The 12,102-nt window shown below is 70.9% G+C and carries 11 protein-coding genes; 8 read left to right on the top strand and 3 right to left on the bottom strand.

Annotated features, from left to right (window positions below; all coding sequences use genetic code 11):
* Positions 1-134 precede the first annotated feature (134 nt).
* A complete protein-coding gene (locus ACFY0K_RS09460) occupies positions 135-1,085 on the top strand; it encodes a hypothetical protein (protein ID WP_390639316.1) in 951 nt (316 codons plus the stop codon).
* 26 nt (positions 1,086-1,111) lie between these two features.
* Here the strand turns inward: ACFY0K_RS09460 and ACFY0K_RS09455 are convergent, their stop codons facing one another.
* Positions 1,112-1,540 (bottom strand): ubiquinol-cytochrome c reductase iron-sulfur subunit, encoded by a 429-nt coding sequence (locus ACFY0K_RS09455; RefSeq protein WP_390639315.1) that lies wholly within the window; start codon positions 1,538-1,540, stop codon positions 1,112-1,114.
* Positions 1,541-1,858: 318 nt separating this feature from the next.
* Here ACFY0K_RS09455 and ACFY0K_RS09450 point away from each other — a divergent pair, with 318 nt between their 5' ends.
* Both ACFY0K_RS09450 and ACFY0K_RS09445 read left to right on the top strand, forming a co-directional pair.
* Complete coding sequence (locus tag ACFY0K_RS09450; protein ID WP_390639314.1) at positions 1,859-2,962, top strand: LacI family DNA-binding transcriptional regulator; 1,104 nt, start codon at positions 1,859-1,861, stop codon at positions 2,960-2,962.
* Positions 2,959-3,876, top strand: coding sequence for a carbohydrate kinase (locus tag ACFY0K_RS09445; protein WP_390639313.1), 918 nt, complete (start codon positions 2,959-2,961; stop codon positions 3,874-3,876). Before ACFY0K_RS09450 ends, ACFY0K_RS09445 begins: the two co-directional genes overlap by 4 nt.
* 136 nt (positions 3,877-4,012) lie before the next feature.
* Here the strand turns inward: ACFY0K_RS09445 and uvrA are convergent, their stop codons facing one another.
* A complete protein-coding gene (gene uvrA, locus ACFY0K_RS09440; RefSeq protein ID WP_390639312.1) occupies positions 4,013-7,060 on the bottom strand; it encodes an excinuclease ABC subunit UvrA in 3,048 nt (1,015 codons plus the stop codon).
* A 224-nt stretch (positions 7,061-7,284) separates the two neighbouring features.
* Here uvrA and ACFY0K_RS09435 point away from each other — a divergent pair, with 224 nt between their 5' ends.
* From ACFY0K_RS09435 to ACFY0K_RS09415, 5 genes are all read left to right on the top strand, one after another.
* Positions 7,285-7,974, top strand: a complete 690-nt coding sequence (locus tag ACFY0K_RS09435; RefSeq protein WP_390639311.1) for a maleylpyruvate isomerase family mycothiol-dependent enzyme — start codon at positions 7,285-7,287, stop codon at positions 7,972-7,974.
* Between the two features lie 55 nt (positions 7,975-8,029).
* Positions 8,030-8,686: an MBL fold metallo-hydrolase gene (locus ACFY0K_RS09430; RefSeq protein ID WP_093504467.1), complete on the top strand. Its 657-nt coding sequence runs from the start codon at positions 8,030-8,032 to the stop codon at positions 8,684-8,686.
* Between the two features lie 316 nt (positions 8,687-9,002).
* Positions 9,003-9,887, top strand: a complete 885-nt coding sequence (locus ACFY0K_RS09425) for an ABC transporter substrate-binding protein (protein ID WP_390639310.1) — start codon at positions 9,003-9,005, stop codon at positions 9,885-9,887.
* Positions 9,884-10,813 (top strand): amino acid ABC transporter permease, encoded by a 930-nt coding sequence (locus ACFY0K_RS09420; RefSeq protein WP_390639309.1) that lies wholly within the window; start codon positions 9,884-9,886, stop codon positions 10,811-10,813. The genes ACFY0K_RS09425 and ACFY0K_RS09420 overlap by 4 nt, the downstream gene beginning before the upstream one ends.
* Positions 10,810-11,562, top strand: a complete 753-nt coding sequence (locus tag ACFY0K_RS09415; protein ID WP_390639308.1) for an amino acid ABC transporter ATP-binding protein — start codon at positions 10,810-10,812, stop codon at positions 11,560-11,562. Before ACFY0K_RS09420 ends, ACFY0K_RS09415 begins: the two co-directional genes overlap by 4 nt.
* Positions 11,563-11,580: 18 nt before the next feature.
* Here ACFY0K_RS09415 and aroQ read toward each other — a convergent pair whose 3' ends face one another.
* Positions 11,581-12,054: a type II 3-dehydroquinate dehydratase gene (gene aroQ / locus ACFY0K_RS09410; protein ID WP_352355474.1), complete on the bottom strand. Its 474-nt coding sequence runs from the start codon at positions 12,052-12,054 to the stop codon at positions 11,581-11,583.
* Positions 12,055-12,102 lie beyond the last annotated feature (48 nt).

Here is a 12,102-nt window from a genome sequence, read left to right as displayed (position 1 = left end):
GAACTCGGGGCCGTGAGCGACGGCCTGCGGATGCGGCCTGCCCAGGTGCGGCCGCCCCGGCGCCGACGGGGTGGCCCCGAGTCGCGCCAACGGCCTGACCAGCCGTTGAACCCCCCGACAGAAAGGCCCCCTGCATGCGGCACGGCACACAGCACGCGGACGTCGCGACCGCGGAACTGGACTCGGCCCTGCGCGGCGGCCCCTTCCACGTGGCTCTGCGCGCCGCGATCGCCGCCCGCGGGCTGCCGCTCCAGCGCGTGCAGCACCACCTGTCCCGCTACGGCGTCAAAGTGGGCGTCACCAGCCTGAGTTACTGGCAGCAGGGGGCCCGCCGCCCGCAGCGCCCGGAGTCGCTGCGGGCCGTCCGCGCGCTGGAGGAGATACTCCAGCTCCCGGACGAGTCCCTGATCCGGCTGCTCGCCGAGACCACCGACCAGGAGCCCGCCGCGCGCCGCCCCGCCACCCGCTCCTACCGCTCACTGATCGAGGCCTGCGACGTCCTCGACCGGCTGCAGGCCGAACTCGGCTGGTCCCTCGACGGCGGCCTGCACACCCTGGGACACCACGAGCGGGTGCGGATCGGCACCCACCGTGAACTGGCGGTCCGCGAGTCGCAGCACATCGTGCGCGCCCACCGGGACGGCGTCGACCGCTTCGTGGCCGTCCACCACGGCGACCCCGGCTGCGCCCCGCAGCACATGACCGTGCGCGCACTGGAGAACTGCCGCGCGGGACGCGTCCGTGCGGACGAGGAGACGGGCCTCCTCGTCGCCGAACTCCTCTTCGACACGCGTCTGCGCTCCGGCGAGACCTTCCTCTTCCGCTACGCCGTCGAGGACGGCACGGCCGGCGTCTCACGCGAGTACGTCCGCGGCTTCGGCTTTCCGGGCGGCCAGTACACCCTTCAGGTGCGTTTCCCGGCCGACGCAGTGCCGACCCGCTGCCACCGGTTCGCCCAGCACTCGGCGGCGGCCCCCCGCACCGGCCGCCAGACCCTGCCGCTCAGCGGGCTGCACCGCTCCGTCCACCTGGTCGAGCCCCGGGTGCGGCCGGGACTGCTGGGGATCGGCTGGGACTGGGAATGAACCGGCGCTGACGACCGGTCCCCGGCTCAGGCGCCGGGTCCCGCCACGATCCGGCCGTTCGACTCCTTGACCGGCAGTCCGTTCAGCGGCTCGGTGGCCGGTGACCGCACCACCTTCCCGGTCACGGCGTCGAACTCGCTGCCGTGGCAGGGACAGACCAGCGTCGTGCCCTGGAGTCTGTCGATCGGGCACCCCGCGTGCGTGCAGATCGTGCTGTACGCCTTCAGCACACCGTCCGCGGACCGGCTGACGACCACGTTGTGCTCCCGGTAGAGCCGGGCGCCGCCCTCGGCGACCTCGCTGCCGGCTCCGAGGTCGACGGGCACGGTCGGCGTGGCGTCCGCCGTCGCCGCACCGCCGGGTGCCTGGCAGGCGGCCGCCCCCAGTCCGGCGACCGATGTGACGGCCGCTCCGCGCAGGAGGGTACGGCGACTCGTGAAGGGGCGGGCGGGCACGGGGGCTCCAGTGGCTCGGGGCGGGGTGGGGCGGGGCTCCGGGAGACAGGCGGCCGGAACCGCGCGGGATGACAGTACCTGGGCGGATCGTCCCGCTTCGGAGCGGGGGGCGGAGCGGGGGCGAGTCTCTCTCGAGAGCGCGTAAACGCTTGCGTAAGCGTTTACGCATACGTGGCGGATGGGGTAGCTTCCGGCCGGAGGTCTCGCGCGGCGGCCCGAGCGGGAACCGACGTACCGATCACCTACCGAGCCGGCACCGGCGGCCCGAGCCTTGACCACACAGCCCTTGCCCGGGGCGGGAACCGACAAGGGAGCCTCATGCCCACCATGGCCGACGTCGCCCGCAGCGCGGGTGTCTCCGTGGCGACCGTCTCCCATGTGCTGAACGAGACCCGCCCGGTGCTGCCCCACACACGTCAGGCCGTGCTCGACGCCATCGAGGAACTGGGCTACACACCCAACACCCTCGCCCGCTCCCTGGTCACGTCCCGCACCCGTTCCATCGGGCTCGCGGTGTCGGCGATCAGCAACCCCTACTTCACGGAGATCCTCCAGGGCGTCGAGGCAGCCGTCCTGGAGCACGGCTACAGCCTGCTCATCGCCGACCCGCACGACGACCCCGAGCACGAACGCAAGGTCGTCCAGCTCCTCCACGAGCGCCGCGTCGACGGCCTGATCGTCGCTCCCTCCGCCGACCCGCGTGCGCTCCTCGCCTACCTCGGCCGTCATGCCGTACCGACCGTCCTCCTCGACCGGATCGTCGACGGCCACGCGGACACCGCCTCGCCCTTCGACCAGGTCTGCGCCGAGAACACCGGGCCGACGGCCCGGCTCGTCACCCACCTCGCGGGTCTCGGGCACCGCCGGATCGGCCTGGTCGCCGGGCTGCCCGGGCTGAGCACCACCGGCGAGCGGGTCGCCGGCTACCGGCAGGGGCTGGCCGCGGCCGGGCTGCCGCTCGACGAGGACCTGATCGTCCCGGGCAACTCGGAGGCCTCGGGTGCCGAGCAGGCCACCGCCGCCCTGCTGTCGCTCGCCGCCCCGCCCACGGCACTGGTCACCGCCAACAACGCGATGACCATCGGCGCCCTGCGTGCCCTGCGCACGCGGGGCCTCTCCGTACCGGAGGGCATCGCCCTGTGCTGCTTCGACGACTTCGCCTGGGCCGACCTCTTCTCGCCCCGGCTCACCGCCGTCGCCCAGCCCAGCAGGGAACTCGGCGCCGAGGCGGTCCGGGTGCTCCTGGAACGGCTGGCCTCGCCCGGCCGGCCCGCCCGGACCGTACGGCTCCCCTGCGCCTTCGTGCACCGGACGTCCTGCGGGTGCTGGGAGGAGGACACCGCCGAGGACCCCCCTCGTACCCGCAACACCCCCAGCACGTCCAGCGCCCTTCAGTACCCCGGGAAAGGAACCCTCTCGTGATCGTCGTCGCCGGTGAAGCACTGATCGACCTGGTACCGCAGGGCACGGGCGCCCTCGCGGCCCTGCAGCCGGCGCTCGGCGGCGGCCCGTACAACACGGCCGTGGCCCTCGGCCGCCTGGGCTCCGCCACCGCGTTCTGCTCCCGCGCCTCCGGCGACGCCTTCGGCGAGGCCCTGCTGGACGGGCTGCGGCGGGCCGGCGTGGACGTCTCCCTGGTGGAGCGCGGCCCGGAACCGACCACCCTCGCGGCCGCCACGATCGACCCACGGGGCTCCGCCTCCTACTCCTTCTACGTCGAAGGCACGGCCGACCGCCTGTTCACCACGCCCGTCGGCCTCCCCGCAACGACCCGGGCCGTCTCTTTCGGCACACTCTCGCTCGTCCTGGAACCGGGGGCGAGTGCCTACGAGGAGCTGATGCGCGACGCGGCCGGGCAGGGCCTGTTCACCGCACTCGACCCGAACATCCGGGCTGGTCTGATCGCGGATCCGGACGCCTACCGGGCCCGCTTCAAGAGCTGGCTGCCCTCGGTGACCCTCCTCAAGCTCTCGGAGGAGGACGCCCTGTGGCTGGGTGGCACCCCGCACGAATGGCTGGCGGCGGGGCCCTCGGCCGTGGTGATCACCCACGGCGGTGACGGTCTCAGCGCCTTCACCCGTGACGGCACCGTGTACTCCGTTCCCGGTGAGGAGGTCGCCGTCGTGGACACGATCGGCGCCGGTGACACCGTCAACGCGGCTCTGCTGCATGGTCTGGCAGCCCAGGACGCCCTGTCCGCCGAGGCGCTCCTGGGACTGGGTGCCGACGGGTGGACGAGGCTGCTGCGATTCGCGGCGCGGGCGGCCGCGATCACGTGCTCCCGGGCGGGTGCCGAACCGCCGTACGCCTCCGAACTCGAAGGCTTCGCTCTCTGACTCGCTGTTGAGGGGTCAAGGTCCGTCGTGGCCGCGGAGATCCGACGGCTGATCGTGGAACGAGCGGCGCCCCACGGGGAGTTCCCGTGGGGCGCCGCACTTTTCTGGATTTTTCCGAACCTCTCGCCCGGCGGCCTCAGGCCTTGCCGGCCCGCGTCGCCTTCTTCGCGGGAGTCGCCTTCTTGGTGACTCCGGCCGCCCTCTTCGTGGCCGTGTTGTCGGCGGTCGTGGCGGTCGCCGTCCTTCTCGCCGTCGACTTGGCCGCGACGGTCTTCTTCGCCGGGGCCGTCTTCTTCGCGGCCGTCCTGCGCGGTGCCTTCACCGAGCTGGCGTCGCTGATGCGGTCGGCGCCGAGGATCTCGCGCAGGAACTTGCCGGTGTGGCTGGCCGGGACCCCTGCGACCTCCTCGGGCGTGCCCTCGGCGACGACGAGTCCGCCGCCGGCGCCGCCCTCGGGACCCATGTCGACGACCCAGTCGGCGGTCTTGATCACGTCGAGGTTGTGCTCGATGACGATGACCGTGTTGCCCTTGTCGACCAGGCCCCCGAGGACCTTCAGCAGCTTGCTGATGTCCTCGAAGTGCAGACCGGTGGTCGGCTCGTCCAGGACGTAGACCGTGCGGCCGGTGGAGCGCTTCTGCAGTTCACTGGCGAGCTTCACACGCTGCGCCTCGCCGCCGGACAGGGTGGTCGCGGACTGGCCGAGGCGGACGTAGCCGAGGCCGACGTCCTTCAGCGTGTTCAGGTGGCGGGCGATCGACGGGACGGCCTCGAAGAATGCCGTGGCCTCCTCGATCGGCATGTTCAGGACCTCGGAGATGGACTTGCCCTTGTAGTGGACCTCCAGGGTCTCCCGGTTGTACCGGGCACCGTGGCAGACCTCACACGGGACGTAGACGTCCGGGAGGAAGTTCATCTCGATCTTGATGGTGCCGTCGCCCGCGCAGTTCTCGCAGCGGCCGCCCTTGACGTTGAAGGAGAACCGGCCCGGCAGGTAGCCGCGGACCTTCGCCTCGGTGGTCTCGGCGAACAGCTTGCGGATGTGGTCGAAGACGCCGGTGTACGTCGCCGGGTTCGACCGCGGGGTGCGGCCGATGGGCGACTGGTCGACGTGCACGACCTTGTCGACGAGGTCGTCGCCGTCCACGCGCGTGTGCCGGCCGGGAACGTTCCGCGCGCCGTTCAGCTCGCGGGCCAGGTGCGTGTACAGGATGTCGTTGACCAGCGTCGACTTGCCGGATCCCGACACGCCCGTGACGGCCGTGAACACGCCCAGCGGGAAGGACACGTCGATGTCCTGGAGGTTGTTCTCGCGGGCGCCGTGCACGGTGAGCCGGCGGGACGGATCCTGCGGGCGGCGGATGTCGGGCAGCGGGATCGCCTTCCTGCCCGACAGGTACTGGCCGGTCTGCGACTCCTCGTTCACCAGCAGCTCCTTCAGGGAGCCGCTGTGCACGACCTTGCCGCCGTGCTCGCCCGCGCCGGGGCCGATGTCGACGACCCAGTCCGCGACCTTGATGGTGTCCTCGTCGTGCTCGACGACGATGAGCGTGTTGCCCATGTCACGCAGCCGGACGAGGGTCTCGATCAGCCGGTGGTTGTCGCGCTGGTGCAGGCCGATCGACGGCTCGTCGAGGACGTACAGGACGCCGACGAGGCCGGAGCCGATCTGGGTGGCCAGGCGGATGCGCTGGGCCTCGCCGCCGGAGAGGGTGCCGGCCGCGCGGTTCAGCGAGAGGTAGTCCAGGCCGACGTCGACCAGGAACTTCAGGCGTTCGTTGACCTCCTTGAGCACGCGCTCGGCGATCTTCTTGTCGCGCGCGTTGAGCCTGAGCTCGCCCAGGAATTCGGCGCAGTCGCTGATGGACATCGCCGAGACCTCGGCGATCGACCTGTCCATGATCGTGACCGCGAGAACGATCGGCTTCAGGCGCGTGCCCTGGCACGTCGGGCAGGGCACCTCGCGCATGTAGCCCTCGAAGCGCTCGCGGCTGGCGTCGCTCTCGGCCTCGCTGTGCCGGCGCTTGACGAACGGCACGGCGCCCTCGAAGGGCGTAGTGTACACGCGCTCGCGGCCGTACCGGTTGCGGTAGCGGACCTCGATCTGGGTCTTGTGGCCGTAGAGCAGGGCCTTCTTGGCACGCTGCGGCAGCCCCGCGAAGGGGATGTCGGTGCGGAAGCCCAGCGCGTCCGCGAGGGCGCCGATCAGGCGGCCGAAGTAGTCCTTGGTGTGCCCGTGCGACCAGGGGTGGATGGCACCCTCGTCGAGCGACTTGTCCTCGTCCGGGACGATCAGCTCCGGGTCGACCTCCATGCGCGTGCCGATGCCCGTGCACTCGGGGCAGGCGCCGAAGGGCGAGTTGAAGGAGAAGGAGCGGGGCTCCAGCTCCTCGAAGGACAGGTCGTCGTACGGGCAGTAGAGGTGCTCCGAGTACATGCGCTCGCGCTCCGGGTCGTCCTCGGGGAGGTCGACGAAGTCGAGCACGACCATGCCGCCGGACAGGCCGAGCGCGGTCTCCACGGAGTCGGTGAGGCGGCGCTTGGCGGTGCCCTTCACCGTGAGGCGGTCGACGACCACCTCGATGGTGTGCTTCTCCTGCTTCTTCAGGGTCGGCGGCTCGGAGAGCTGGATGGTCTCGCCGTCCACGCGCGCGCGGGAGTAGCCCTTGGTCTGGAGGTCGGCGAAGAGGTCGACGAACTCGCCCTTGCGCTCGCGCACCAGCGGCGAGAGCACCTGGAAGCGGCTCCCCTCCGGCAGCTCCAGGACCTTGTCCACGATGGCCTGCGGCGACTGGCGGGAGATCGGGCGGCCGCACTCGGGGCAGTGCGGCTTGCCGATGCGCGCGAAGAGCAGCCGGAGGTAGTCGTAGACCTCGGTGATGGTGCCGACCGTCGAGCGCGGGTTGCGCGAGGTCGACTTCTGGTCGATGGACACCGCGGGGGACAGGCCTTCGATGAAGTCCACGTCCGGCTTGTCCATCTGCCCGAGGAACTGGCGGGCGTACGAGGAGAGCGACTCCACGTAGCGGCGCTGGCCCTCGGCGAAGATCGTGTCGAAGGCCAGGGAGGACTTGCCCGACCCGGACAGACCCGTGAAGACGATGAGCGAGTCACGAGGCAGGTCGAGCGAGACGTTCTTCAGGTTGTGCTCGCGCGCGCCACGGACGATGAGACGGTCGGCCACAGCCGGTCCGCACCTTTCTTGAGAGAAGTGACAGGGGCAGGGCCCCGTGCTTCTTCAGACTAGGGGGAGCCACTGACAACGCCGGTCGGATTCCTGGATGCGTAAACAATCCCGGACCATCCAGCATGCCCGACGCCGCTATCGACGATATAGCACGCGCATTCGATTTACGGAGCTCGTGCGAAACCTTCACCCGAAGGTGTGGCGGGGCTACTGTCAGCCCCATGATTGATCACGCTCATGACCTGGCGTCTGTACACGAAGCGACCGAACGGCTCCTCACCGCAGTCGCCGCACTGGACAACGCGGCGGGCGCGCGGCCGTCACGGCTGCCGGGCTGGACGGTCGGCCACATCCTCGCCCACCTCGCCCGGAACGCGGACGCGCTCGCCAACGTCCTGGACGGACGTCCCATGTACGACTCCGCCGAGGCACGGGACACCGACATCGAACGTGACGCGCCGCGTGCGCTCGGTGTACAGCTCGACGACCTGCGCGAGAGCCACGCCCGATTCCGGGCCCGAGCGGCCGAGCCCGCCGACTGGACGCGCACGGTGGAGCTGCGCAACGGGGTCACCGACGCCGCCGCCCGGGTGCCGTTCCGCCGCTGGGCCGAGGTCGAGCTGCACCATGTCGACCTCGGGATCGGGTACGAGCTGGAGGACCTGCCGAAGGAGTTCACCGAGCGGGAGATCGACTTTCTCGCGGAACGCTTCGGCGGCCACCCGGCGGTCCCGTCGACAGGCCTGCGCAGCGACAGCGGCCAGGTCTGGACGACGGGCGGTGGCGCACCAGGAGATCCGGTGGCCGTCGAGGGCTCCGCCGCCGACCTGCTGGGCTGGCTCGCCGGCCGCCGCGACGGCTCGGCCCTGGCCGTGAAGGGCGGCGCCCTGCCCGCGCTTCCGCCGCTTTAGCGCGCGAGCGGCGCGCGGCACATCGGCACGCGCTCCCCGCTATAGGCTGATCGCCATGACGTACAGCGGAGAGGTGACGGTCGGCGGACCGGCGGACGTGCACGAGCTCAAGGACCTGATGATCACCAAGATCGCGGTCGGGCCGATGGACAACAACGCCTATCTGCTGCGCTGCCGCGCCACCGACGAGCAACTGCTGATCGACGCGGCCAACGACGCGGAGACGCTCCTCGGCATGATCGGTGACGACGGCATCGCGTCCGTCGTCACCACGCATCAGCACGGCGACCACTGGCAGGCGCTGGCCGAGGTCGTCGCCGCGACCGGCGCCCGGACGTACGCGGGCCGCGAGGACGCCCCTGGCATCCCGGTCACCACCGACGTCCTGGTCGGCGACGGCGACGTGATCCGGGTCGGCCGCGTCGAACTGACCGCCCGCCACCTGGTCGGCCACACCCCGGGCTCCATCGCCCTGGTCTACGACGACCCGCACGGCCATCCGCACGTCTTCACCGGGGACTGCCTCTTCCCCGGGGGCGTCGGCAACACGCGCAAGGATCCCAAGGCGTTCGCCAGCCTGATCCACGACGTCGAGACGAAGATCTTCGGCGAGCTGCCGGACGAGACCTGGGTCTACCCGGGGCACGGCAACGACACCACGCTGGGCACCGAACGCCCGCACCTGCCGGAGTGGCACGCACGCGGGTGGTGAGTGCAGGGCGCGACGGTGGTGAGCACGGGGCGCGCAGGCCCGTCGCGCGCCCCGTGTGAAGAGTTCGCACGCACCGGCCTCCGGCGCACGCTCCCCGCGCGCGCCGTCGCGCGGTCAACTGGTGACAGCCCCGCACAGGATGACGGCTCCTGCGCGGTACGGGCCGCCGGTCATCATTCCCCGCCCTCGGCCGGCGGCCCCGGCGCGTCCGCTCCCCCACGCGCAGCGTTCACAAGACCGCAACACCCGTTCCCACTATGCGGACAAACACCCGCTTGACGTGGACAAACGCTGCGTTCGCTGTCACTCTCCCGCCATGCACCCTGCCCCGAGCGCACTGCGCCGCGCTGCCGCCGCTGCCACCATAGCCCTGCTCGCCACCGCCGTCGGCTGCGCTCCGCAGCCGGCCGACAAGGCGTCCGGCGGGTCCTCCTCGTCGGCCGGAACCACCTGTGCCAAGGGCAAGTTGGCCACCCAGACCTCCGGCAAACTGACCATCGCGACGGACGAACCGGCCTACGAGCCGTGGTTCAAGGACGACAAGCCGGCCAACGGCGAGGGCTTCGAGTCGGCGGTCGCCTACGCCGTGGCGAAGCAGCTGGGGTACGACAAGAGCGCGGTCGTCTGGCAGAGCGTGCCGTTCAACAAGGCGTTCGCCCCCGGTGTGAAGACCTTCGACTTCGACATCAACCAGGTGTCCATCAGTGCCGAGCGCAAGAAGGCCGTGGACTTCTCGTCCGGCTACTACGACGTGCGCCAGGCGGTCGTCGCGCTCAAGGGCAGCAAGGCCGCGAAGGCGACCGGCATCGCAGACCTGAAGAGCCTCAAGCTGGGCGCCCAGGTCGGCACGACCAGCCTGAACTACATCAGCGACGTGGTGAAGCCGTCGCAGGAGGCGGCCGCGTTCTCCAAGAACGACCAGGCCATCTCGGCGCTCAAGAACGGCCAGGTGGACGCGATCGTCGTCGACCTGCCGACCGCCTTCTACGTCACCGCGGCCCAGGTGACGAACGCCAAGATCGTCGGTCAGTTCGAGAACCAGAGCGGTACCCCCGAGCAGTTCGGGCTCGTACTCGACAAGGGCAGCGGCCTCACGTCCTGCGTGACGTCGGCCGTGGACGCCCTGCGCAAGGACGGCACCCTGGCGAAGCTGGAGAAGCAGTGGCTGTCCGACGCCGTCGACGCTCCGGTGCTCAAGTGACGGTCACCAAGGAAGAGTCCGGCCAGGAGGGCGCGGACGACAAGGGCGACATGCCCGCGGGTGCCCCCGGCGGCGCCGACGGCTACGCCCCCTCCGAACGGCGGCTGGAGCGGGAGCGCTACAAGCGTGCCCGCGCCCGCCGCGCGACCGCGATCGCCGCGCTGTCGACCCTGGCCACGGCCGTCGTCCTCTACCTGGTCGTGGTCAGCGCGCCGGGCTGGGAACGCACCAAGGAGACATTCTTCGACGGGCAGTACGCGCGCGAGGCGTTCCCCAAGGTCCTCGAAGGCCTGTGGCTGAACGTCCGGCTGCTGCTGATCTGCGGCGTACTGGTGCTCGTCCTGGGCATGCTGATCGCCATCGCCCGTACGCTGCCGGGGCCCGTCTTCTTCCCCCTGCGCGCGCTGGCGGCGGCCTACACGGACTTCTTCCGCGGTCTGCCGCTGATCATCAACCTGATGATCGTGGTCTTCGGGGTGCCCGCACTGCGCCTCCAGGGCGTGACCGTCGATCCCGTGCTGCTGGGCGGTACGGCGCTGACGCTGACGTACTCCGCCTATGTCGCCGAGGTCTTCCGCGCGGGCATCGAGTCCGTGCACCCCTCGCAGCGCGCCGCGGCCCGCTCGCTGGGGCTGACCAACCGGCAGGCGCTGCGGTACGTGGTGCTCCCCCAGGCCGTGCGCCGTCAGGTGCCGCCCCTGCTCAACGACCTGGTGTCACTGCAGAAGGACACGGGGCTCGTCTCCATCGGCGGCGCCATCGACGCCGTACGGGCGTCCGACATCATCGCCCAGCGCAGCCTCAACTACACGCCGTACATCGTCGCCGGGCTGGTCTTCGTGGCGCTGACCATCCCGATGACCCGTTTCACGGACTGGGTGACGGCCCGGATGGACCGGCGGCGGGCCCAGGGAGGATCCATATGAGCGACGCGCCTGTGCTGCGCATGGAGTCCGTCCGTAAGACGTTCGGGGACTCGGTCGTGCTGCGGGACGTAGACCTGGAGGTCGCCCCGCACACGGTGACGGCGCTGATCGGCGCCTCGGGGTCCGGCAAGTCGACGTTGCTGCGCTGCGCCAACCTGCTGGAGGAGATCGACGACGGCGCGATCTGGCTGGACGACGAGGAGATCACCGACCCGCGTGCCGACCAGGACGCGGTGCGCCGCCGTATCGGCGTGGTCTTCCAGGCCTACAACCTCTTCCCGCACATGACCGTGCTGGACAACATCACCCTGGCGCCGCGCCGGGTGCACGGCGTCTCCCGCGCGGAGGCCGAGGAGCGGGCCGGGGAGCTGCTCGACCGCCTCGGGCTGGGCGACAAGGCGGGTGCCTATCCCGACCGGCTGAGCGGCGGCCAGCAGCAGCGGGTGGCGATCGTGCGCGCCCTGGCGGTGCGACCCCGGCTGCTGCTGCTCGACGAGATCACCGCCGCCCTCGACCCGGAGCTGGTGGGCGAGGTGCTCACCGTGGTCCGTGACCTCAAGGGCGAGGGGATGACCATGGTGCTCGCCACGCACGAGATGGGCTTCGCGCGGGACGTGGCCGACCAGGTCTGCTTCCTCGACGGCGGTGTCGTACTCGAACGCGGCACCGCCGAGCAGGTGTTCGGCGACCCGCAGCAGGAGCGCACCCGGCGCTTCCTGCGGCGGATCGTGGAGGCCGGCCGGCTCTGAGGCCGGCTCCGAGGCGCGCTACGCCTCCGCGGTGGCGGCGCCGACCAGTGCCGCCACCCGCTCCACGCCGAACACATAGCCCTGCACGCCGCATCCGGCGATCACCCCGTCGGCGCGCAGGGAGACGTAGGAGTGGTGCCGGAACGACTCGCGCTTGTGGATGTTGGAGATGTGGACCTCGAGCACCGGCAGGCCGTCGCAGGTGTTGAGGGCGTCCAGGATCGCGACCGAGGTGTGCGAGTAGGCACCCGGGTTGATGACGATGCCGCAGTGGCTGAGGCGTGCCTCGTGGATCCAGTCGACCAGTTCGCCCTCGTGGTTGGACTGCCGGAAGTCCACCGTGCCGCCGTGCGCGGCTGCCGCCTTGGCACACAGGGCCTCGATGTCCGCGAGGGTGTCGGAGCCGTAGATCTCGGGCTGGCGCTGGCCGAGCAGGTTCAGGTTGGGCCCGTTGAGGATCATGATCGGGGCGTTGGCCAGGGTGCGGGGCACGATTCCTCCGGTCCGTGGGACAAACTCGGTGCGACAGCCATGGGAACG

The sequence above is a fragment of the Streptomyces sp. NPDC001507 genome, assembly GCF_042894765.1.
Classification (GTDB): Bacteria; Actinomycetota; Actinomycetes; order Streptomycetales; family Streptomycetaceae; genus Streptomyces.
This window is presented reverse-complemented; position numbering and strand designations above follow the sequence as displayed.